The 23,287-nt window shown below is 39.3% G+C and carries 22 protein-coding genes and 2 pseudogenes; 18 read left to right on the top strand and 6 right to left on the bottom strand.

The features are described from left to right. Window positions 1-442: 442 nt before the first annotated feature. Window positions 443-1,468 carry a hypothetical protein gene (locus FNH22_RS31085; RefSeq protein ID WP_143402442.1) on the top strand — a complete coding sequence of 342 codons (1,026 nt, stop codon included), beginning with the start codon at window positions 443-445 and terminating at the stop codon, window positions 1,466-1,468. A gap of 225 nt (window positions 1,469-1,693) precedes the next feature. On the opposite strand, the gene FNH22_RS31090 is transcribed toward FNH22_RS31085, so the two are convergent. The 4 genes from FNH22_RS31090 to FNH22_RS31105 form a co-directional block, all read right to left on the bottom strand. Continuing rightward, entirely contained in the window at window positions 1,694-2,509 is an 816-nt protein-coding gene (locus FNH22_RS31090; RefSeq protein WP_143402443.1) for a nucleotidyl transferase AbiEii/AbiGii toxin family protein, read from the bottom strand. Then, window positions 2,506-3,315: a transcriptional regulator gene (locus FNH22_RS31095; protein WP_143402444.1), complete on the bottom strand. Its 810-nt coding sequence runs from the start codon at window positions 3,313-3,315 to the stop codon at window positions 2,506-2,508. The genes FNH22_RS31090 and FNH22_RS31095 overlap by 4 nt, the downstream gene beginning before the upstream one ends. A gap of 75 nt (window positions 3,316-3,390) precedes the next feature. Continuing rightward, window positions 3,391-4,014 carry a hypothetical protein gene (locus FNH22_RS31100; protein WP_143402445.1) on the bottom strand — a complete coding sequence of 208 codons (624 nt, stop codon included), beginning with the start codon at window positions 4,012-4,014 and terminating at the stop codon, window positions 3,391-3,393. An 844-nt stretch (window positions 4,015-4,858) separates the two neighbouring features. Beyond that, window positions 4,859-6,253, bottom strand: coding sequence for a cytosine permease (locus FNH22_RS31105; RefSeq protein ID WP_143402446.1), 1,395 nt, complete (start codon window positions 6,251-6,253; stop codon window positions 4,859-4,861). Between the two features lie 420 nt (window positions 6,254-6,673). Here FNH22_RS31105 and FNH22_RS31110 point away from each other — a divergent pair. From FNH22_RS31110 to FNH22_RS31150, 8 genes and pseudogenes are all read left to right on the top strand, one after another. Next, a pseudogene (locus FNH22_RS31110) lies at window positions 6,674-6,931 on the top strand (bifunctional rhamnulose-1-phosphate aldolase/short-chain dehydrogenase); the annotation flags it as partial. Beyond that, a pseudogene (locus FNH22_RS31115) lies at window positions 6,918-7,213 on the top strand (SDR family oxidoreductase); the annotation flags it as partial. The pseudogenes FNH22_RS31110 and FNH22_RS31115, both read left to right, overlap by 14 nt. Window positions 7,214-7,271: 58 nt before the next feature. Next, window positions 7,272-8,549, top strand: coding sequence for a TIM barrel protein (locus FNH22_RS31120; protein ID WP_143402447.1), 1,278 nt, complete (start codon window positions 7,272-7,274; stop codon window positions 8,547-8,549). Next, a complete protein-coding gene (locus FNH22_RS31125; RefSeq protein ID WP_143402448.1) occupies window positions 8,546-9,949 on the top strand; it encodes an FGGY-family carbohydrate kinase in 1,404 nt (467 codons plus the stop codon). The genes FNH22_RS31120 and FNH22_RS31125 overlap by 4 nt, the downstream gene beginning before the upstream one ends. Before the next feature lie 1,042 nt (window positions 9,950-10,991). Next, complete coding sequence (locus tag FNH22_RS31135) at window positions 10,992-12,269, top strand: class II aldolase/adducin family protein (RefSeq protein ID WP_143402449.1); 1,278 nt, start codon at window positions 10,992-10,994, stop codon at window positions 12,267-12,269. A gap of 254 nt (window positions 12,270-12,523) precedes the next feature. Further along, complete coding sequence (locus FNH22_RS31140) at window positions 12,524-12,796, top strand: hypothetical protein (RefSeq protein ID WP_143402450.1); 273 nt, start codon at window positions 12,524-12,526, stop codon at window positions 12,794-12,796. A gap of 1,099 nt (window positions 12,797-13,895) precedes the next feature. After that, window positions 13,896-14,306, top strand: a complete 411-nt coding sequence (locus FNH22_RS31145) for a hypothetical protein (RefSeq protein WP_143402451.1) — start codon at window positions 13,896-13,898, stop codon at window positions 14,304-14,306. 82 nt (window positions 14,307-14,388) lie between these two features. After that, window positions 14,389-15,024 carry a hypothetical protein gene (locus FNH22_RS31150; RefSeq protein WP_143402452.1) on the top strand — a complete coding sequence of 212 codons (636 nt, stop codon included), beginning with the start codon at window positions 14,389-14,391 and terminating at the stop codon, window positions 15,022-15,024. 368 nt (window positions 15,025-15,392) lie between these two features. On the opposite strand, the gene FNH22_RS31155 is transcribed toward FNH22_RS31150, so the two are convergent. Next, a complete protein-coding gene (locus tag FNH22_RS31155) occupies window positions 15,393-15,593 on the bottom strand; it encodes a hypothetical protein (RefSeq protein ID WP_143402453.1) in 201 nt (66 codons plus the stop codon). A gap of 147 nt (window positions 15,594-15,740) precedes the next feature. Between FNH22_RS31155 and FNH22_RS31160 the strand changes: the two genes are divergently transcribed. The 6 genes from FNH22_RS31160 (at window position 15,741) to FNH22_RS31180 (ending at window position 19,216) form a co-directional block, all read left to right on the top strand. Beyond that, window positions 15,741-15,944: a helix-turn-helix transcriptional regulator gene (locus FNH22_RS31160; protein ID WP_143402454.1), complete on the top strand. Its 204-nt coding sequence runs from the start codon at window positions 15,741-15,743 to the stop codon at window positions 15,942-15,944. Beyond that, the gene (locus FNH22_RS31165) at window positions 15,941-16,453 is read left to right on the top strand and encodes an ATP-binding protein (protein ID WP_143402455.1); all 513 of its coding nucleotides are present in this window, start codon (window positions 15,941-15,943) and stop codon (window positions 16,451-16,453) included. The genes FNH22_RS31160 and FNH22_RS31165 overlap by 4 nt, the downstream gene beginning before the upstream one ends. Then, a complete protein-coding gene (locus FNH22_RS31170) occupies window positions 16,450-17,937 on the top strand; it encodes a PIN domain-containing protein (protein WP_143402456.1) in 1,488 nt (495 codons plus the stop codon). Before FNH22_RS31165 ends, FNH22_RS31170 begins: the two co-directional genes overlap by 4 nt. Then, window positions 17,934-18,305: an ASCH domain-containing protein gene (locus tag FNH22_RS31175; RefSeq protein ID WP_143402457.1), complete on the top strand. Its 372-nt coding sequence runs from the start codon at window positions 17,934-17,936 to the stop codon at window positions 18,303-18,305. The genes FNH22_RS31170 and FNH22_RS31175 overlap by 4 nt, the downstream gene beginning before the upstream one ends. Before the next feature lie 240 nt (window positions 18,306-18,545). Then, the gene (locus FNH22_RS32260; RefSeq protein ID WP_185154522.1) at window positions 18,546-18,722 is read left to right on the top strand and encodes a hypothetical protein; all 177 of its coding nucleotides are present in this window, start codon (window positions 18,546-18,548) and stop codon (window positions 18,720-18,722) included. A 56-nt stretch (window positions 18,723-18,778) separates the two neighbouring features. Then, window positions 18,779-19,216 carry a hypothetical protein gene (locus FNH22_RS31180; protein ID WP_143402458.1) on the top strand — a complete coding sequence of 146 codons (438 nt, stop codon included), beginning with the start codon at window positions 18,779-18,781 and terminating at the stop codon, window positions 19,214-19,216. On the opposite strand, the gene FNH22_RS31185 is transcribed toward FNH22_RS31180, so the two are convergent. After that, on the bottom strand, window positions 19,206-19,457 hold the full coding sequence (locus FNH22_RS31185) for a helix-turn-helix domain-containing protein (RefSeq protein ID WP_255518206.1): 252 nt from the start codon (window positions 19,455-19,457) through the stop codon (window positions 19,206-19,208). The two genes, FNH22_RS31180 and FNH22_RS31185, sit on opposite strands and share 11 nt — an antisense overlap. Before the next feature lie 31 nt (window positions 19,458-19,488). Between FNH22_RS31185 and FNH22_RS33025 the strand changes: the two genes are divergently transcribed. The 3 genes from FNH22_RS33025 to FNH22_RS31200 all read left to right on the top strand — a co-directional run bounded on the left by FNH22_RS33025 (window position 19,489) and on the right by FNH22_RS31200 (window position 23,156). After that, a complete protein-coding gene (locus tag FNH22_RS33025) occupies window positions 19,489-19,683 on the top strand; it encodes a SymE family type I addiction module toxin (protein ID WP_143402459.1) in 195 nt (64 codons plus the stop codon). A gap of 294 nt (window positions 19,684-19,977) precedes the next feature. Next, on the top strand, window positions 19,978-21,075 hold the full coding sequence (locus tag FNH22_RS31195; RefSeq protein ID WP_185154523.1) for an outer membrane beta-barrel protein: 1,098 nt from the start codon (window positions 19,978-19,980) through the stop codon (window positions 21,073-21,075). Continuing rightward, window positions 21,072-23,156, top strand: coding sequence for an IPT/TIG domain-containing protein (locus FNH22_RS31200; RefSeq protein WP_143402461.1), 2,085 nt, complete (start codon window positions 21,072-21,074; stop codon window positions 23,154-23,156). Before FNH22_RS31195 ends, FNH22_RS31200 begins: the two co-directional genes overlap by 4 nt. Window positions 23,157-23,287: the final 131 nt, after the last annotated feature.

Genomic DNA, 23,287 nt, shown 5'->3' on the forward strand with positions numbered 1-23,287 from the left:
ATAGCTCATAACCTGGCCAAACAGGCGGCATAGGCTTAGGACAACTCTTGCCTTTTTGAAAAAGAAGCTTGCTAAACGTTAAATCAAAAACTCAATCCTTGTAAAAGTAAAAAGACCGCCTCAATCACTTTTGAGACGGCCTCTTTATAGAAGAGCAATCAAAAAATGAGAGACTAGAATTTCATTTTGGGGGATCAATGATACCGTTCAATTTATAGAGACCCACCTTTTATCTGAACTACTTTTTCCCGAAAATAAAAGGTCATTATTAAGAAAGACTCTTTCCTTCTTAGATCTACCAGATTATGACCTAAGACATTTTTACCAGCTTATAGAACAGATTTTTCAAGAAAATATAGAGTTAAAAGTCAATAGGAAATTGATCCGAAATCTGAGATTAGTTCGGTTAATATCAAACATATTGTTAAAATGGTGTGAAGAAATGAATAATCTCAAACCAATGATAATTGCTTCTGAGAGGACATTATTGATGTTTTGGGACTGGGTTGCGAGACGTGACTTTTTTGAGGAAAAACATGTTTTAAAAGAGTTTATAAGATATCACTCTTTTAAAATTCAAATTAACCGAGAGTACATTGTTAAAGTTCAAAATAGCTTTTACACAAAGGATGGATTATCGTTTGGAATAAGAAATCATATTGAATATTGCTTGATAACATTTGAGCAGATTGGATTAGTTGCTACTATAGGACTTTCAGAACTCTATGAGGCCTCAATTTATTCCCACATTTCTCAAACCAGTTACCCCGATATGTGTTACAATAATGCTATTCAAGTATCTCAAAGTTTGGGAGAAATGATCTTAAATAATCCAGGTGCCTATTACCCAAAGTATGATGAACATTGTATTGAGATTAATTTGGGCATGATTTTGTTCTACCAGACAGAAAGATACGATTATGCTACAGAATGGTTAATTCGATTAATAACCTATTTGAGAGATGTCTTTATGACTACTAAGTTTTTTCCTCTTTTTTATACCAGCTATGACAAATTGGTCGAGAATGAAATGGACAAGGATAAAAAAAAAGAAACTGCGTCTTCACACTTAATCACAGTTTTAGCAGAATGGTGTATTATGCTAAAACAAGATGAACTCTACAAAATGCTCAGAAAGATAGTTAAGGAGAATTTCAAAGACATAGATTGTCAGCTTTGGCATCCAGAAAATGATACTGAAGAGAGCTTATTTAACTCTAATGCAATGGATGAAACAGGAGCAACAAGAAGTACTATAAATCTTCCAGAAAATCCGCGTGAGTATGAAATGGAAATGGTTGAGGAGTCAAAAACCTTTTTTGACGAATCAAAAATGAAACACAACGAAAAAGGAATTCCATACATTGAATTCCTTTCAAACCGTCACTTTCGATCATATGTGTTTCCCAATTCCTGGAGACAACTTTTGAATACGAGATTTTGCTTTAGTAAGAAAGTTAGTCAATGAACGAGGGTAGATTAAGTTATGTCAAGGGATCAATCATAGTTATCGTCTTTGTTCCACTTAAATCTATCAGAGAAGATTGAGTATACTTTGTCTCTTTTTAAAGCAACCATAAGAACCTATCTAAGTTTCTATGGGGGGGTTATAAGCCTAGTTTGTTTTGATTAGTAAATTCAATTACTATAACTTCTATTGCAATTTTGAAATTGTCCCAACCCTTATAATGTTTCATTTCATCTTCTTCACCACCCTAAACTGCTTCCCCACACTCCTCCAGGCATCCTTGAATTTAGGTAAGTCCTTTATCTGGTATTGCAAACGCTCATTCCAAAATCGGTGAAAAGCAGCTTCTTTTCCTGACACCTTCTCTACAAAACTATTTGGGTTGAGACCTTTGTGCGTTGCTTTGTGCTCGAACTCGTAGAATACCCCTTCTATATCTACCTGCTCGATGGCGGTCAAATAGTCAAAATCATACAAGTCACGTGGTTCAGTTCGGCCCATGAGTGCCGCCATTTTTTCGATAACCACCTCTTCCAGGCAATAGCTCTTGATAGTAAAGTCATTTTCAAGATCTGAATAGACGTGAAGCACTCGACCATCAATCGGCTCATACTCTAATTGTTCACCTCTTGTTACATCCAACTTCACATGATCCCCATTACCTCCTAATGGCCCTACATAGTCGATGTAAAATTTGATACTGCCACTGGCGATATGGGTGTCTTTTGAAGATTCATTAATACTAAGTCGCATTCTTGTTTCACGCGCCAGTATGCCAAACAGACTATTGAATTGAGCGTAAATCTCAGTATCAGAAACTGAATCTTCACTCAAAGTGAAATCCATGTCTTCTGAATACCGATAATTTTCTATGTGGATTTTCTTGATGCACGTTCCTCCTTTAAAGATTAGGTACTCACTAAGAAACTCATTTTGAGCTATACCCCACAGTATCCATGAGATCACATAGTCTTTTTCAATTTGCTGCGGCCTTACACCCACTTGATTGGAGATCTTACTTATTTCCTTGGGTTGTATCATGTGAAAATTGCTTCCTTAATTGTTTCCGGATTGATATTAACTCTCAAGCCAAACTTAGTATTGATCTTTCCTTCATTTGGTGCAGTAGTATCTAATGGAGATATTGAACTCCCTGTGTTAGATAGTAAGCGTTGGTGCTCATCCGACCAAATGTCCAACAAGTTACTAATGAATAAATACCTTTTGATAGCAGTCTGGCTTTCAAATCGTAGTAAATACTCAACTATCTTCTCAATATTGATCTTTTTTCTGGTTTCATGAATAGCCTTGCCGATCTCTACCATTCCTCCACTATAGTGGGGTTTGCCAAGTGCATCTACAATGGTCTTTTCAAGATCACTACATTGTACTTTATTGTAGTCATCTATCCAGGTATTTTCAAAACCGAAAAAACGCTTATCAATATGATGGACAAACTGAAATTCAGCATTGTTAATCTTAGTAATGTTTGGCTTTACCTGAATATCAGTAACAATGATCTCTTTCAAACTAGGCTGTGTGATGAGACCATGTATTTGCATAGCGGAGTAATATCCGATATAATACCTTTTCCTTTTCATCAGGTACTTAGCTACGAGGTGCCAGTCAGGGATGAAATGATCCGCATCTTCATTTAAGGGTACAATATGATATAGTCCCTTTTTCAACCGAATTACTACTCCTTCAGCAACCATCTTAGAAAGGACTTTAGCCAAATAGTTCTTACCCCTGTCAGGGTAGCTGGTAATCACATCTTCAAGTGAAAAGCAGGGAGTCTCTTCACTAGAAAATTTCTTAATAATGTCCCAATTGAGGTTATTTCTCAAAACACTTCTTTTGTTATCTTAATTATTGCTAATAAAAGGAATTACAAAGATAGTAAATATATGAAATATGACACATCATACTCCAAATGCTCTATTCTTATGCGACTTGCATTTCCTCTGATGACCAAATTTCGAGCTGATGTTTTCAAACCTCTCACCACATATGCAAGTCAGTTCAGCTAGACTTATTCGTAGCTTCATGATCAAGCTGTTGAGCTTAGCTCGCTTGGTCAATTGTTTTTTAAAAAGATGGCTGAAATGATGAACAGTGAATGCAAATGTGCCTCCATAAATCAGCATGGTTATCCCCTTCTCTATCAGCGTCAGGTACTCTTGAACGGACTGATCCATTTGGTAGGTGATGTCTTGTCCCTTTCTAACAATCTGATAGAATACCTTGACACCATCCCACGCCAGTTCGTCGATAAAGAATACCGTGATGGCAAAGAGTAGCGCTTTGGGATCTCCTACCCAAATGAGGGCAATGACAATCAAGTCAAAGATGATGACCACTGAGTATGCCTGTACCTGGCTTACTCTGTCACTGATCTTCATGTACAATTCTGCACTATGATCAAGGTTGTTGACCATAGCACCAATGATGATGATTAACAGGAATGACCTGTAAGTCCAGATGTGCTGGGCGAAAAAGGATTGAGTCTGCTGGTTCTTAGCTTCAATTGTTTTGCTACTTTCCATACTTCTAAAATTTAGTTTTGGATTATTTATAAGTAGCCATGAAGTGGGGGTTCTTGGTAGACTCAAAAAGACTCTTTAATGCAAAGAGACTTTTTAAGTCATTGTGGAAATGGTTCGAGTTTAGACCCATCTTCCACCCTTTATAATTAGCCAGTTACGCAGAGTGACTGGCTTTTTTGTTTACTCTTTGCTTGTTTTCGGCGTGCTTATTTAATTCCTGTAAAACAGGTATGACCCATCTTTGGAATTCCACCCTGGTCTTAGGTTTAGCATAGCGGTCCTAAGACCCTAAAAAACCAAGAGCGTCCGCTCGGATTAATTTGGAAAAAATCCGCTACTATTTATAACATTTGCCTGTTACATCGATATTCCCCCAACGGGTACTCTTTTGCCAAGAGGCTAAAACGGTAATTCTACTTCGAAACAGTCTGCATTTTTAGTGCGGATTTTAGTGTTTACATGCTTGGCTTTAAGGAGCATCGCTTTCTTGCCCCGGTGATTTTTTGATTTATGAGGAGTTAGTTGATTAGGTTTGCGTTGTTGATAAGCTGCATTAAAATGCTATTCCTTTCGTTACTTGATCCTCATTAATACTACATTACAGAGTAATTTTGAGCGGATGCTCAATCGGAGTAGGGTCGTCGTAGAAACTATGATCAGCATGAGGGCCAGTGGAAGGTAATCTCTGCTATTAAAATGTTGTCACTTAAATTCAACCGGGCGGACGCCCTATCCGGTTTTAGGTCTTAGGACCGCTACGCTAAACCTACGACCCGCGGGGGTAAAACGGGCTAGTATTATTCATGAGTGTCTCTATTGGACTGCCGGCTTTCCAGGAATAAGATTAAGTAAGCCTATTAAATTTTGTTCTCAACACATAATATATTACACCACAAACCACCCAGGCAGGCAAGATGAGAAAGGATAGAAAAATTCCTTCCAAAATGGAAAGAAGGTAAAAAGAACCTACACTCAATGCCCATGCTGCCATAACCGCCCAATTAAAGCTTATACCCCTGGTTTCTGCTGAATTTGGCGCCACACCTGCTTTAGGGAGAACGTATAACTCAGTAACTATAATGGCGCCCATCGGAGCTAAGATAAAACCATATAATGCTACAAAGCCCAGTAACTTCATAGCAAACGCCGGGAATAAACCTGCAATAGTGGCAAGTACACCAGCTATTATTGTCACGCTGGAAGTTGAGAACTTAGGAAAGATAGACTGGAAGGCTAAACCTGCTCGATATATGGTTGGATTTGCGGTTGTCCATCCGGCAAGTATTACCGCTAAGATTCCAAATATTCCTATTGCATTATAAGCCATTGGACCCGGTGCTACTGTAGGAGCTTCTCCACCGGCAAGAAAAATCTGTGCTTCGGGTGATTTCAAGTAGACTGCGTACATCAAAGCAGCGGCAATCCAGGCCATATAATGACCAACATACATACCCGCGGCAGTTGTCCATCCGCTTGAAGCACTTTTGGCAAACCTGAAGACGGATAAGTCTGACATACCGATGTGCATTGCACCATTACAGAACCAAGACCATATAACTACATGCCAAAAGGTAAATTTGGTCTGTCCGGGAAATGGATCAGAACCTTCTTCCCAAATTGCCCAGAAGTCTTCAAAAGACTTTATGCCCAGTTGTTGGAGTGCAACAATACCTGCCCATAAAAAGCCTAACACAATAAAGGGAGACATCCAATTAGCTGCTTTCGCTACAGTAGAGTAACCTCTGGCGGCTACGAAAGCAGTAACGGCCCCTACCACCAGTACAATTACTACCCAGGTGGTACTATTTGGTAATGTATCCGTAAGCCTTGGCATTTCCATATCAAACGGGACACCCACAGCTGTGGCTGAAACAGTGATCATGGACCCGGCCAGGAAACAGAATAGGACACCGTTTGCAACATTATATACCAATACCAGGTTTTTCCCACAGATTTTTTCTAATTGATAATACAGCGTTAGTCGCTGCCTAACCGCTATTTCTGCCGTTAAATACCTCCAACTTACTATTGCCAATAGGTTTCCCAGCAATAGACCTACAATCAAATCAAATGCGCTGACACCCGTAGTAAGAAAAAGCGGTCCAATCATGAATTCGGTACCAGCTGCATGCTCGCCCGCATACATTCCTAAAAAGCTTTTCCAGTTCTTTAAGTGACTCTGATGAACAGGTTCCCGCTCAAATTCATTGTTTTCAATAGCATCCTCTTGCTCAGACATACTCTCGGTTGTAACATTATCGGATGGGAAATTAACGGGTTAGCACCTGCTCAATGTCCTGTACTATCCCGCTTAAGAGCGTATTCCGCCGGCGGTGTCATGAGATACAAGGCAGTCAATACTTAACCGGGTTATTGAAGGGAGTTGATATCCCGTACTTATTCTCCCAGACTCAATATTCTCAATTACACTTTCAGCAATCTGCTTGTATTTGGGTTCACCGGATTTTTTATTGAGATCTGTTTTAAGTAATGGCTCATCCGTGTTTTACTTATAAGTGTTGTTTGATCATTCGTAAAGAAGTTAAATATCTGATTCGTTTCCAACCCAGTAGGTGCAGGATGCAAACGCTGGTCAGGCATATCATTTTTGTCATTATTATATTTATTGAAGCCTTTAAACCTCTTTTTTATACAAAGCATGATGCAATCATTCAAATTTGTTAAATACCTCTGGGATGAAAGAAAAGCATCAGAAATAGGGGACGATCAGGTCGCTCTTTTGTTATATAGATCAAACCTGCCTGGGAGCGATTTGCGGATCACGAATTACGGGGGTGGGAACACCAGTTGTAAAACCATCCGGCAAGACCCACTTTCAGGTGAAGATGTAGAGATTATGTATGTGAAAGGGTCAGGTGGGGATATTGGTACGCTCACAAAAGCGACTTATGGCGGCAGAATTAGGTAAAAATGGCATTCGTGTTAATACGGTTAATCCGGATGCTGTTATTAAAGGTTCTAATATTTGGAATAATGGCTGGGCGGAAGGGCTAAAGCCTATGGGATCACAGTGGATGAATTACCCACGCATTACGCCAGGCGTAACATCCTCAACGCTGTATTGGAAAGAGCAGACATCGCTAAAGCCGTTTTAACGTTTGTAGACGGGTCACTTAGTAAGTCTACCGGAAATATTATAAACGTAGATGGCGGTGTGGCAGCTGCTTTTGTAAGATAAACTCCCTTATGGCTTTGAATTTTAGTCCTGTTTTACGATTCTTATTTTAACTTGTTTAATGAAAATATCTGAAGACCAAATAAAAAGCCTGAATGCGGCTAAAATAACTGAGCATCAAACCAAATTAGCTCCATTAAAGGAAAGATTGGAATTAAGAGGTTTTGATACGGGTAATATTATACGTAGGCTAAGGTCATTTCAAGTAGCTATTCCCAGCTGGGCACTGGGCACAGGAGGCACTCGATTCGGACGATTTCCAGGTGGTGGTGAACCTCGGTCTTTAGAAGAGAAATTAGAGGATATTGGACTCCTGAATACCTTGAACCAGTCGAGTGGAGCAGTGAGTTTGCATATACCCTGGGATATCCCGGAAGACCCTGAAGGTACCCGGGCGCTGGCGGATGATTTAGGGATTAAATTTGATGCCGTTAACTCAAATACTTTTCAGGATCAACCAGGCGAAAAGCACTCTTACAAATTTGGGTCCCTCTCACATGTGAATAAAGATGTAAGGGCGCAAGCCATTGCCCACAATAAAGAAGTAATCGATTATGGAGCCAAACTGGGGTCGAAAGCGCTTACTGTGTGGCTGGCAGATGGATCATCTTTTCCCGGTCAGAATAACTTCATGAAAGCATTTTCAAATACTAAAGATTCACTTGAGTCTATCTATGATCATATGCCCGATGATTGGAAAATGTTGATCGAGTATAAACCCTATGAGCCAAACTTTTATTCTATGGTTATCCCCGATTGGGGTACCTCTCATCTATTGGCTACAAAGCTGGGACAGCGAGCGTATAGTTTAGTAGATCTCGGTCATCATTTACCCAATACGAATATAGAGCAGATCGTTGCTTTACTTATGCATGTGGGGAAACTGGGAGGTTTTCACTTTAACGACAGTAAGTATGGAGATGATGACTTGACCGTAGGAAGTCTTAAGCCGTATCAGCTTATGCTCATCTTTAATGAACTTGTTCTCGGGCTGGCATCAGATCCGAAGCTGGAAATATCCTGGATGATTGACGCCAGTCACAATTTAAAAGATCCGTTGGAGGACCTGATTCAATCTGTAGAAGCCATTAAAATAGCTTATGCACAAGCACTGATCATCGATCATAAACTGTTGCAAATGGCTCAGGAATCTAATGATGTAACGCTCGCACAGGAAATTCTGCAAGACGCTTTTCGCACAGATGTTAGACCTTTACTGGCGGAAGCCAGCCGTGAATCTAATGGTTCCCTTCATCCGTTGTTGACGTACAGGAAGCTTAAGGTTCGGGAACACCTGATAAAGGAGCGTGGAAACAAAACCTATTCGACCGGACTGTGATACAAAATGCCACGTTGATCTTTGATGTAGGGAAAACCAATAAGAAACTCTATGTTCTGGACCAGGATTTAAATGAGGTTCACAAAGAATACCTTCGGTTCAATGAGGTTAAGGACGATGAGGGCTATCCTTGCGATGATCTCCAGGCCATATCTTATTGGATAATTGAATCCGTCAGAGAAATACTTGGAAGTGATAAATACGAGGTTAAGCATATTAATTTTTCTACCTACGGCGCTTCCTTGGTTCATCTGAATAAAGAGGGGAAGGTTATTGCCCCATTCTATAATTATTTGAAGCCCTTTCCCGAGGATCTGCAAGAGCATTTTTTCACGAAGTATCAGAATGAGATAGACTTTTCACTTACCACAGCAAGTCCATTCATGGGATTTCTCAATTCAGGATTACAATTGTATTATATCAAGTACAAACGGCCTGACATTTTTAAAGAGTTGTCAACCAGTCTGCACTTACCCCAATACCTGAGTTATTTGTTAACAAAAAATCTTACCTCTGATTATACGAGTATGGGTTGTCATACCGGGCTTTGGAACTATAATACAATGGAATATGCTGAATGGGTAAAAAAGGAAGGGTTGGATAAATATCTGCCGAAAGTAGCAACAGCCTCTACTGTAAATTCTATTCAGTTACACGGTCATGAAATAAATGTGGGTATTGGAGTGCATGACAGCTCTTCTGCATTGGTGCCTTACCTTGAGAATGTAGAAAAAAAATTCGTGCTTCTGTCTACGGGTACCTGGAGCATCTGCATGAATCCTTTTAATGAAAGTGAACTAAGTACTGATGAGTTGGAAAAAGACTGCCTTAATTTTATGGGGCCATCAGGTCAATCCGTAAAAGCGTCAAGATTGTTTTTGGGACAACAATTGAGAGACAAGGCCAAGGAACTAGGCACATTTTTTAACGTAGAATATCATCGGTACAAAAAAATAAAATTTGACCTTCTGTTTGAGGCAGTTCCGGCCGACAAAGGACAGCTACTTTTTAACTACCCTCACTTAGATGTGGCCCGGTTTGGTTTTAAAAATGCCTTAACTGAGGACCTAAGTCTTTTCAGGAATTTTGATCAGGCCTATCACCAGCTGATATATGAATTGACCGAATTACAAATAAGTGCGTTAAAACTGGCGATAGGCGATAGCAAGATCGAGCATATCTATATTGATGGTGGGTTTGCCAACAATGAGGTATTTACTCAAATGCTGGCTAACAAACTACCGGGTTATGTGATCCGGTCGACAGAATTTGCTTTGGGCAGTTCACTAGGTGCTGCTGTTCTGGTTAACCCGGACGAACGTGTTCGGAAGAATCTATCGGAAAACTATAAATACCGTACTCACTATCAGACTGTCACTAAAGGCAAAAAAACACTGTAACCGGGCTAAAATGAAAGCGAATCCTGTCCGTGACATGTGGAAAGGAAAGCTCGTTTTTAAAGGAGTAGCTTACGAAGGCCGCTCATGAAAAATAATTTCTGTGTAAAAGTGATCCTTATTGCCTTTGATTAGCATTTTTCAAAACCAGGAGATGATCTTTTACCTCGAAATCCGGTGATTTAGCCACTTTTTGAGGTTTTAAGTACGGTTTTCATTTTCTTTTGCACGCCCAAAAGAAAACGAAACAAAAGAAAAGGGCGCCACGGCTAAAGTCCGTTTTCCCCGCAAAACGCACAAAACCAGCTCCTTAGGCCTGCCTACACACCACCCTCAAACGGACCGCACCACCTGTCATAGCCGTCAGGTTAAGGATACATTAATGGGTTCTTCAAGTAAGCGGCTCTTGATGATATCGGGCATTTGCTGGCGATACAGTGACTATTTTTTCTTTTTCCGCAAGGCAGCCCCTTGTTTTTCTCTGTTCACTACCGATGTAGTCTGGCTGTTACACAAAGCCCTCAAAGAAGCTCAGAGGAGCACAAAGGGTGAATAGAGTATCTTTGTGTAACTCAGTGGAGCTCTGTGGACTTTGTGTCATAACCAAAATCAGGGATGGTCTGAATAGATCAGGAGAGTAGCAACCTTAACCTGACGGCTATGGCACCACCTGTGGACCACCAGCCGCACAGTTTTATATGAATTATCATGAGTGGCTTACGAAGAAGATGCGGAAAAGGCCTGCAGATTATGCCTGGATGGAATAATTGTATCTAATCACGCCATCTCTTTACTCAGAACACAGCTTCAGCAGGTAATGGAGCAGGTCTGCTGTGAAAAAGTCAAAGATCTTAATAAATCCCTTCACTTGCCTTGTTAGATGTTTCGTGAGCCAAAAGTATAGCTCACGTGAAGCAAATCCAGCATCGACCATAGGCTTGACCTGATGCTACCTGCTGGCTTTTAGTCTCCTACCCTAAACTACAGGACGCCGTCAACCAGCTTTGCCACTAATTTAGAGTTACACTAATAACTTCCAGACCTTATGGATAGCAAACACCCAAAATATCAGATAGCTGAAACCATTGAACTCATCTACAAGAACGGCCTGACTACCACTTCCGGAGGCAACATCTCTATCAAAGATGCAGACGGTAGTATTTGGATAACCCCAAGTGCTGTAGACAAGGGATCACTTACTGAAAGAGACATCATACATGTGTTTGAGGATGGTACGTTCAATGGACTGCATAAACCATCTTCCGAATTACCCTTTCATGAGGCTATTTACAGGGCCAGACCAGATATCAAAGCCATTATACATGCGCACCCTCCTGCCCTGGTTTCTTTCAGCATCGTGCGAAAAACTCCGAATACGTCAATAATTCCGCAAGCTAAGTTCTTATGTGGCGAAGTGGGCTATGCTCCATATGAACTGCCTGGAAGTAAAGAATTGGGCGAGAAAATAGCAGAGGCATTTTCCGATGGGTCGCAGTCTGTCATTATGGAAAATCATGGAACGGTAGTAGGAGGAAAAGACTTGTCAGAAACTTTTATGCGTTTTGAAACACTGGAGTTTTGTGCAAAAACCAGCATTAGAGCGGAAATTATTGGTGGACTAAAAGCACTTGATTCCCACGAAGTCGCCAGGTTTGAACATCATGATAACATGTTGCCTGAATTTAATCATGATCATAAAGGTTCAGAGGAAAGGTTAGCCCGTCATCATCTGAAAGAAATTATAAGCAGAGCTTGCCGGCAAGGCTTGATGATAAGTTCTTATGGTACTATTTCTTGCAGAGTGAGCGACAATTCTTTTTTAATTAACCCAATAAACATCAACCGGAGGGCATTGAATATTGATGATTTTGTGCTGATCAAAAATGGGCATAAAGAGAACGATAAAGTACCAAGCCGGGCCGTGAAATTGCACACTCATATCTATGAACAGCACCCTAAAATATCATGTATTATTTCCACACAGCCTCCAAACCTGGCTGCATTTTGTGTGGCCAATGCAAAAATGGAAACCAGAACCATTCCTGAATCTTACATAATGTTGGAAGATATTCCCATTTTACCCTATGGATCTCAGTTTGAAGGAGGCCGGGAAGTGGTGAATGCACTTGGAAAGCATGTTCCCATTTTATTGATCGCAAATGATTCAGTGTTAGTTACCGGGCAATCCATTTTGGAAACCTTTGACAGGCTTGAGGCAGCAGAGTTCAGCGCTAACTCTTTGATTGACAGCCGTATAATAGGAAAATTACAACCCATACAAGATCATGAGTTGCAGGACTTAAAAGATAAATTTCTCAGTTGATAAAAGTGATAATTGCCGTTCAGCAAAAGATTGCAGGTAAGTGCGGGATGCAATTTGAATGATTCCCGAATTCATTTTTATGGAGATAAACTTATGATAATGAGCAGGCTATGACAGGTATCTAATTCTCACTATTTTATTCAGATCTATATTCTTTAGTGAAGCTGGATTAACTATATCAACCAAAACAAACTCATATTATCAAGAAATTTTTACTTAATGTGCCATTGGTAACCTGGCTATTAGCTTTACTTATGATCCAGGCGATCATAGCTATGACACAGGTGGCAGGCCAGACGGATAATATAAACATTACCGGAGAGGTTATAGATGAAAGTGGTCAAGGGCTTCCTGGTGTGTCAGTTGTTGTTAAAGGAACTAACTGGCTTACCATTGCCGGATTGCAGTTTATAAAACGCGATAGCGGTAATCCGGGAGCAAGGGTGCGAAACGTTGCTGGATCTGCCATAGTGAAGAGAATGATTCCATCATATCTAGCGATATCACAGTTTATCCGAACCCCGTGAGCTATCAGGTGAATATTGCAGGAGACGGAATCTTTGGCCTTGTGGTACTTGACCAAAGTGGATCATTGAAATTTGAGCGTAAAGACGCTGACTGGTTGGGGTTGTCACTTAAATTCGACCGGGCGGACGCCCTATCCGGTTTTAGGTCTTAGGAGCGCTGCGCTAAACCTAAGACCAGCTGGTTAAACCATAAAGACTATTTCCAACTTACCCCTAATCTCTCTTTCATAACTTGTACAGCTACTCCATTCCCATCCGTTTAATAAAGTGTAATTTACGCCTATCCATAACCGCAAGACCTATAGCCTTCATTACCATTTCGATAGACACGTACAACCTGCTTTGCCGAGCTTTAATAAGTACGTTGAGTCAACGGCAGTTTTCAAACGGTGTTAAATTTGTTTGAAAAAAGGCACATTCCACATGCGCCGTAGACTCACCCTGGTCTTAGGTTTAGCGCAGCGACCCTAAGACCCAAAAAAGCCAAGAGCGTCCGCTCGGACTACTTTAGAAAAACATCCTCTATTATTTACAACATTTTCATACAGAATGGACATTACCACGCACGAGTCAGAAGTTATACCGATCAAACTAAGCAACAAAAACGATTGCTAACTTACCCTCAACCTGTCTTTCGTAACTCACCCTGGTCTTAGGTTTAGCGCAGCGATTCTAAGACCAGGTTCGGTAGTACAATTTATGGTTACCCATAACTGGCAAGTTTCATAGCCTTCATTACCATTTCGATAGACACGTACAACCTGCTTTACCGAGTTTTAATAAGCATGTTGAGTCAACGGCCGTTTTCAAATGGTGTTAAGTTTGGACGAAAAAAGGCACATTCCACGTGCGCATATACTGCCCTGACTTCACCATTCTACCCCCATTCCGTCCATGTTTTTCCATGATCAGGTTATATTTTACAATGTAATATTTTTTTGATGCGGTGAGTCTGAAAAGGAACCTGCTGTAGTTCAGAAAGCTTTTATTTTTTTGCTGATGGCGTCCTACTATTTTGTTACATCCGGTTGCTACTATTAAAATTTCCGGGTCTTTTTGGCGGCTTTAAAATTGTTTAAACGAATAAACCCCAAAACAAATGGAGATTAACGTAGCGTTATTAACCACCGCAGAAGAATGTGACACCGCCCTGGAGATCCTGCAGGCTGAAAAGACCCAGCTACAGCGTAGGCTACGCAACCTGGGAGAGCGACTTGAAAGCCGCTCGGCTACTACAGTGGATGTGAGTGAAGGCATAGTCAGTGTGCAAGCCATTCTTAAGGGCTATCAGGCCGCGGTAGACCTGATTACCGATGAGAAAGCCAAACGTGAGCTGGAGCTGAAGATAGAACGGGAAGAGACTAAGCTCAAGGCCTTGCAAAACCGTCAGGCCAACTATAATGCTGTTTCGGTGGTGGAAGACCAGGTAGACCATACCCAGCTGGAAGCACAACTTCCCGTACTGGATGATGCCATTACCATGGTAGAAACCCATAAAGGCACGCTCTAATCCAATACGCAGTGCCTGAAAACCCGATGTGTTCGGGTTTTTTTATGTAAGTGTTGTACAACGAAAAAATAAACCCGAAGTGATGTTGTACAAAACACAAAAGGCATTTGTACAACGTAAAAATATTTTCGTTAAAACTTTGTACAAGCTTGTACAACATACGGTAGAAAAAAATAAAATATTGTACAACATGTCACTCCTGGAAACCCTCAAACACTATTTTGATATCAGTAATACCTCCATAGCGCATTTGATCGGAGCGTCTTCTTCCCTGGTCCATTCTGTGAGTTCCGGCCGCAGGTCATTGTCGCTATACCACATTCAGCCGCTGGTCCTCCTCCAGGAAGCGCTGGAAGTGGATACGCCCTGTGAAGCGCTACCCTATGCCGGGCGTTTTGTAGCACATGAACAGCAGAAGCTGCCAGTAGCCCTGGCACAGTCCATCAAAAAGATGGAAAACAAACTGCTGAGACGGCAAGACGCCCTGGCCCAACTAAAAGCCTACCGCCAGCGACTACTACGTGGGTTAAATGCCTGTGATAGCCTGCTGGAAAAAAAGGAACTGACCGACCATCAGGCCAAATGGGTAAGGCTGAGAAAGCGACACCTTACCGGTAAGCTAAAAGAAAGCCCCCTGGCTTGGGAAGTAATGTTACAGACCCAGGTGAAAGGGCTGGAAGCACAGCTTACTAGGTTGAGGGAAGCTATGCCAACATAGTCAGTTTTAGCTCTATGCTAAGAGGCTATGCCGCGGAGAAGTACCGTCCATTTTAAGCAAAGTAGAAAGTCTGGCTCCTTGGTTTAGGGTCGGACTCTTTTAGAGAAATACGCTAATGCCAAACAGGTATCTATTTATAATCGACTATAAGCGTTTATAAAACGGATAAATGATAAGATAAAATCAGCTTAGCTATGCACTTATGGTTATTTTAGTGATTGGATAACGATATTGTTGTTATTCACTAGTTAGGTTTCATGCTGTGACGCAGAAAACCAACCGCACATTTAAGCACATTTGCAATTCGCTGATACCCACCCACAAATCCAAAATTGCAAAAGAGCTTAAATCTTCCTTCCCTCCTATATTCAAGAACGAGCCTTTCTACCAACTGGATACTTGACTTGTTTATCCTTGAACTCAGAAATCTCATCTTTGAGCTTCTTGTTAGCGTTTTCGATAAGACCGTTTTGATGTTTCATGATACTCAATAGATCATGCATAGCATTTAAATTTTCTAATTGACTGTAGACTAATTCTTCCAAATCTGCCTTCGTATATCTTCTCATTTTTCTAAAGTTTGATGGATAAAAGAACAATTCAAATGTAAAACATAATTACATTAATGCAAATTAAAATTACAATATAAAATTTCATTTATGAAAATCATACTTTCAAAAGTGTATAAATGATTTACATTCTATACATTTATAGCGATGGATAATAAACTCAACAGGCTCAAAGAGATTTTGGTCAGAGAAGGGGTTAGTCAAAAAGATTTAGCCGTTCAACTTGAAAAGAATGAACACACTGTTTCAAACTGGTGTATCAACAAATCTCAACCTCATCTAAAGGAGCTTTATAAAATTGCTGAGATTCTACAGGTAGATATTTGTGAACTGCTCATTTCAAAAAAATGAGTGACTTAATTTTCATCGGAGGTATTCATGGTGCCGGAAAAGGAACAGTCTGTCGTAAAGTTTGTGAACAAACTGACTTACTTCATATAGCAGCAAGTGAAGTTTTAAAATGGGAGGAAATAAGTAAGCCTGACAATAAAAAAGTCGAAGACATCCAGTATACCCAAAATCGCCTAATAGAGGGGTTGAATAGAATAAAAGAAGAAGGCAAAAGTTATCTGTTAGACGGACATTTTTGTCTCTTTAATTCTGACGGAGTAGCTGAAAAAGTTCCTTTAGATACATTTAAAGCAATTCATCCAAAAGCAATTGTTGTCGTTATGGCAGATGTGAAACAGATTAAAAAGCGATTGACGGAAAGGGATAATACGATATATGATTTAGAAACTTTGCAAAATATGCAGAGCATGGAAAAAGAATATGCCAAAGAAATAGCAACAGAATTTAACGTTCCATTTGTAGAAATAAAGGATGGAGATTATGAACCTTTAATAAAGGTAATTTCATGAGAGCATTACTCGATACCAATATTATAATTCATCGTGAAACGAGTAGAATCGTAAATGAGAATATTGGTACTCTCTTTCATTGGCTTGATAAATTACAATATATCAAGAATGTACACCCAATTACTGTTGACGAATTAAAGCGTCATTCCGATGATGAAGTAGTGCGAACAATGGGAATAAAACTTGATAGTTATCAAGTGCTTAAAACTGTTGCACCACTACACGAAAAAGTTGAAAGAACAAGCGATGATATAGATACGACCGACAATGATAAAAACGACACTTTACTCTTAAATGAAGTGTTTTGCTCCCGTGTCGATCTGCTCATAACAGAAGATAAGAAAATACATCAAAAGGCTCGTTCTCTGGGAATTGATGAAAAGGTTTTTCGTATTGATTCATTTATTGAAAAAGTAATTTCCGAAAATCCTTCTCTGGTCGATTATAAAACCCTTTCTGTAAAAAAAGAGTATTTCGGTAATATTGATTTAAACGATTCATTCTTCGACAGTTTTAGGGATGATTATTTGGGCTTTGATAAATGGTTCAACAAAAAGGCCGAAGAAATTTCTTATATCTGTTCCTATTCAAATAGGATCAATGCATTTCTTTTTATCAAGAAAGAGGATGAAACAGAAAATTACTCTGATATAACCCCTCCTTTACCTCCCAAAAAAAGACTAAAAATTGGAACGTTCAAGGTTACTGCAAATGGATTTAAACTTGGTGAACGTTTCTTAAAAATCATATTTGATAATGCCATCCAGTTTAAGGTCGAAGAAATATATGTTACAATATTTGATAGGAGTTCCGAACAAAAAAGACTAATCGAACTACTCGAATATTGGGGTTTTCAGCTTTGGGGCACAAAAGATTCATCAACTGGAACTGAGAATGTTTATGTAAGAAAATTCCAAAAACCTGCTGATAAGAATAACCCAAAACATACATTCCCTTTTTTATCAAAGGAAGGAAAAGTATTTATTGTTCCTATTTATCCGGAATATCATACCGAGCTATTTCCTGATTCAATTTTGCGAACAGAATCAACACTAGACTTTATAGAAAATGAACCTCATCGAAACGCGATTAAGAAAGTGTATATCTCACATTCACGTGAAAAGGGTTTAAGTACAGGTGATTTGATTGTTTTCTACAGAACAGGAGGCTTTCATAAAAGTGTAGTTACTACGATTGGAATAGTAGAAAATGTTGTTAGTCCATCCACTATTGAAGAATTGAAAGCTGTTTGCAGAAAACGAACTGCATTAACGGAGGAAGAGCTTTTAGCTTATTGGAATAGATATAAAAGAAAACCATTCGTGGTTAATTTCCTCTATGCCTATTCATTTCCAAATAGACCAAACATGAGACGATTAATTGAACTTAAAGTTCTAAAAGACAGAGATGATGCCCCAAGAGGATTCAAAGAAATCGAATGGGATTCATTCATAAAAATATATAAAGAAGCATATAAGAAATGAAGGTACTGTTATCTATAAAGCCCGAATACGCAAATAAGATTTTTTCTGGAGAAAAGAAATTCGAATTTCGAAAGAGAGCATTCGGAAAGATGGAGGTTCGAACTGTTGTTGTTTACTCGACAATGCCTGTGGGGAGAATAATTGGAGAGTTTTCAATTAAAGAAATTCATCAAGATTCTCCTGAATCAATTTGGAGTAAGACTAAAAGGTTCTCAGGTATAGATAAAGGATTCTTTAACGAATATTATGACGGAAGAGACTTAGCGATTGCTATAGAGGTTGATAAGCCTGTTTTATATGACAACCCAATCAACCCCAAGAAAGAATATGAGAATTTTACGGCTCCTCAATCTTTTATGTACTTGTAAATGACCAACGCTAACAGCCATACACATTGCCAAGTCCCTCATGTCAATTACACAGGCCAAAACTTGTCAAAGAGTATGTCTGTTCCAACGCACCGGAACGAAGAAAATACGAAAACCTAACAAAATGTATAGTGAATGCGCCTTCGAGCTATTTTCATCTGTCTCTACGATTCGATATTTTAGTGCTCATAGAAAGTGCAAGCGCACTCACCATACATAGACGTTAGGCACAATTAAAAGATGACGGAAGAATATCAGAACTTCATTGGTGAACTTAATTCACTTATCGGCTTCTTAGATGTAGCAAGCCAAGATGTCTTCAACGTCATTAAAGACCATAAGTCATTTAATGATGAACTTATTCCAGCATTGGAGAAGTCTACTCAAATGACTTTAACGTTTACCAAAACCATATAACTCGTTCCGCACTTCTTCTTGGTTATGCACATTTTGAAGCCTTCTTGTCGGAACTTATGAAACGGAAGCTGATTCAGAAGCCAATACTTATGGTTCCAAATGGCAAACAGGCTAAAGAGAAAAACATCTCCTATTTGGAATTCATTCAATCCGAATCCAAGGAAAAACTCATTGACCAATTAGCCGAAAAAGAAGTTCGTAATGTACTCTATAAAAGCGTTGACGATCTGATCAAATATTGCGAAAACAGGTTGGGTCTTATTTGGACAGATGATTCTAAAAGGGAACTACCCAGAGTTAGTGGAATCAGAAATTGCTTAATGCATAACAACGGAAAAGCAGATGCCAAATTAGCCTCCATTAGCAATTACTCAATTGGTGATGCAATTACCTTTAAACCAGGAGAAGTTCATGGATTTGGTTTGATGGTTAGGTCATTGGCATCAGAACTTATCCGCCAGTTTAAAGAACAGCCCAAAATAACTAATGGATAGTCAAAAGATCAGCTAAAGAGATTTCCAATCCATTTGCAATTTTCATCAGGGTGAGTAGCCTTGGATTGGTTTTGCCATTTTCAATCATATAAAGTTGTGTCCTACCAATCTCACAATCAAAAGCAAAGGCTTTTTGATCTACTCCCCTTTCTTCCCTTAGTCGTTTGATTTTGGCACCCAACTTTTTGAAATATTTCTCTTCTTTCGTGTTCACTATACCGAAAATCTGCATTTTTTTCATACCTTGTGTTCGTTATTCCGAACATGAGTAAATGAGTCGATTTAGAAAACTGAAAATTCACAGTAAGTTTCGCACCAGACGGTGGGACAATACAACTGTTCCTGAAATCAGACTTGAAGGCAGATGGTTAGAAGATTTAGGATTTAAGGAGGGCGAGCAAGTCCAAATCGAACAACAATACCATAAGCTGACTATAACACTCCACCAAGAAGAAAAAGAAAAATAACTGTGCCTAACAAGAGCTATACGTAATGCGGGGTATGGTGGTACAGGAAAGGCAGGTGTTTCATAGCCCGCCAAAGCTGCGCTTTGACGTTTAATGAGTAAATTTAAACCCAAAGACACAGCTTTGGCTACTGTCTGTGCGGCTCGAATGGTTACTGCCTTGAAGTCCCGCACTACGCATAGCCAGAACGTTAGGCATCATTGGGCTATGAACAAAAAGATCAGGTTAACTCTACTCATTCTTCTAGTCATTATTGGTAGGTCGTACTGTCAGAACGACTTCAGAAGTGGATTTGTGATCACTCTTGAAAACGATACCATTCAAGGACAATTGGATTATCGTTCCAACTCAAAGAATTATGAATCCTGTATCTTCAAAGGTGAACAAGGTAGGACCGAATATTATCCGAATCAAATCTTAGGATTTGGATATAATAACGATAAATTCTTTTCCGCTCAAAGAATTAAAGACTCATTCGTGGAAGTTTTAGTTATTGGAGAAATCAGTTTATACCGATCAAGGGGCAAGTATCATATAATGAAGGATACTTCATTTTTCGACTTAGAATCAATTATTGAGAAAGTAGAGATTAATGGAAAAATTGGTACTAAAGAAAATAATAGATGGCGTGGTATAACATCTTACCTAATAAGTGATTGCCTTTCTAATTCGAACAGTATTGTTTCTAAATTGAGCCTCGACGAAAAGAATTTGACAAGGTTAATAGTCAAATACAACAAATGCAGAGGAGCAGAATATACAGAATACAAAATCAGCAAACCATGGACAAAGTTTGATATTGGAGTAACATTAGGACTATCGAAATCTGAAATAACTACCGATGGTTCAGGATCGTTTTCTTATTTGGATAATTCATATAATTCCATTGATCCATCCATTGGAGTCCTCATTGCAATTTCATCTCCTCGAATCACAGAAAAAATAGCTTTACAAGGAGAGCTTCATTTCCTGAAATCTAACTACTCATCATTGGTTGAATTAAAAGGGTCATCTACTCAATTTCATGATACATTCATTGATCTGACTACCTTATCGATACCACTTTCATTGAAGTATTCTTTCCCAGAAAAGAAGTGCGGTATTTATTTGCAAGGCGGCATTAATTACGACCATCACCTGAGTTCAAACACTAGGCTTCTAAGTGAGCAAGTGTCAGGAAATATCGTAAATACATTTCCAGAAACTACTGCTTTTGAAGTAAATGACAATCAAATTGGATATTGGGGTGGGATTGGAATTCTTAAAACTTATAAGAAGTTAAAGGGAAGTGTGACCATTCGCTATTTTCAAATGTCCGCACTTAACAAAACCAATGGTCTCACAGCAAACAATAATCGAATTTCATTAAACCTTATTCTGTTCAAAAAATGAAAGTCATTTTAAGAAACATCTTTTTGATCTCCTTAATAGGGTCGCTTGTTGAATGCAATGAAGATGAAGTTACTAGCCGGAATTATCCAAGATTAAAGACCCTTCCTGTTTCTGAAATCACCTCTCAAGGGGCAAAATTCAATGCAGAAATCACATTTCGAGCAGATTTTGAGGTAATTAGCTATGGCTTTGTTTGGAGTGAAAGTGAAAATCCAACTATTGAAAGCAGTGACAGAGTTATTTACTCCGAAAATATTCAATCGGATAAATTCTCAGAAATTATAGAAACAACTCTAAAAGAAGAGGTTTCTTATTTTGTTAGGGGGTTTGTTGAAACAAATGATTACATTGTTTATGGCGAAAACGTTGATTTCTTGAGTCTCGGAAGTAAGGCACCTTTCTTACAATCCTTAATTCCTAATATTGGGAATGCAAGAGATACAATATCAGTTACTGGACGAAACTTTAGCTATTTGAATGAAAAGAATGCAATCTTTTTTAATGATCTTCCAGGCAAGATAATTGTATCAAGTGATACCTCTATTAGGGTTATAGTCCCAGATGAATTGTTGGTTAAAAATTCTCTCGTTTCAGTTGAGGTAATAGGTAATAAAGCTTCCCAAAAGCTCGAGTTTATTCAGCTTCCTCCAAATATTGTCTCCTTTACTCCTAACAAAGCATCCACTAGGGAAATAATTAAAATTAGTGGAGAAAATTTTGGAATTAGTACTGATGCAAATAAGGTGTTTTTTGGCGATTTGGAGGCCGCAATTATTAATGCAAATCAAGAACAATTAGAAGTTGAGGTTCCTTCTGGAATTCCAGTTAATTCCAATTTAAAAGTTGTGGCATCTGAACAAGAAAGCATTAGTGGCGAAACATTTGAGATTCTCACTCCAAACTTATATGCATTAAGCCCGAATAAAGCTACTGTTAATAAAGAAATAACATTAACAGGAAATAATTTTAGCCCTTTGGAAGGCGATAACGAAGTCCAGTTTAATGGGATTACGGCAAATATTTTGAGTAATTCCAAAACTACACTTCGTGTTACAGTACCTTCTGGAATAGAACAAACATCAATCGAAGTAATAGTGAATACAGGAGGGCATGATTCCTCACCAATTTCATTTGAATATATCGGTGGAGAATGGTCGATAGGCAGTACCTTCCCGGGGGATTATAGGTCAGCTGCCATCATGACTAATATTGAGAACACCATATACTATGGGCTTGGAGTGAATTTGAACACCCCGTTAAAGGACTTTTGGAAATATGATGCGACAACTGAAGTTTGGACACAATTAGGTGACTTCCCGGGCGAAGCAAGGCTTGAGGCCACTACTTTTATGATAAACAATAAAATATATGTCGGGTTGGGTAGAAATTCAACTAGGGCACAGGGCTCACTTTCAGATTTTTGGGAGTACGATCCTAACTCAGATTCTTGGGAAAGATTAGCGGACTTTCCAGGTGAACCTAGACAAAAAGCCAGCTCATTCGTTTACTTAGAAAGTGCCTTTGTAGGACTTGGTGTAAGATTCAGACAATCAAATGATGAGCCTTACTTTGTTAGATTCTCAGATTTTTATGAATTCAATACAGCTACCCGAGAGTGGGATGAGATTACCTCTTTTCCTGGTGGAGCACGAAGTAATGCATCAGTTTTCGTAATAAATCAAAATGCCTATGTTGGATTCGGAGCTCTTGAGGGAAGTCAAGCAGCGAATATCCTATATTCTCCAGATTTCTGGTCATTCGACCTTGTTGAAAAATCTTGGAGCCAAATTGCAAGTTTCCCGGATGTAGGGAGAGCATCTTCAACTTCTTTTTCAATTAATTCACGAGGATATGTGGGATTAGGGGCAAGAACCGTAGATCATCAAATACGTAGATTTGATTCAATTTACGAATATGATCCATTAAGTGACACTTGGATTGAATCAGAATTCAACCCTAATGGAAGAGGTGCTAGTACTACAAATGCTGTAGTCGTCAATGGTATTGCTTATATGATTTCAATTTCAAGACTTAACAAACCCCCTTCACGCACTATGGAACTTTTTAACCCATATGAATAACAGATGTCTAATCGAGTAGACGGCCGTGAGCTATAAGCCCACGGTGCGCCTCTCACACCACCCAGCGTACGGGTCTCGTACTGGGCGGTTCGTAAAGTATAAGGCTATCGCTCTTTACACCAATAGCCTCT

Source organism: Fulvivirga sp. M361 (assembly GCF_007097395.1).
In the GTDB taxonomy this organism is placed as follows: Bacteria; Bacteroidota; Bacteroidia; order Cytophagales; family Cyclobacteriaceae; genus Fulvivirga.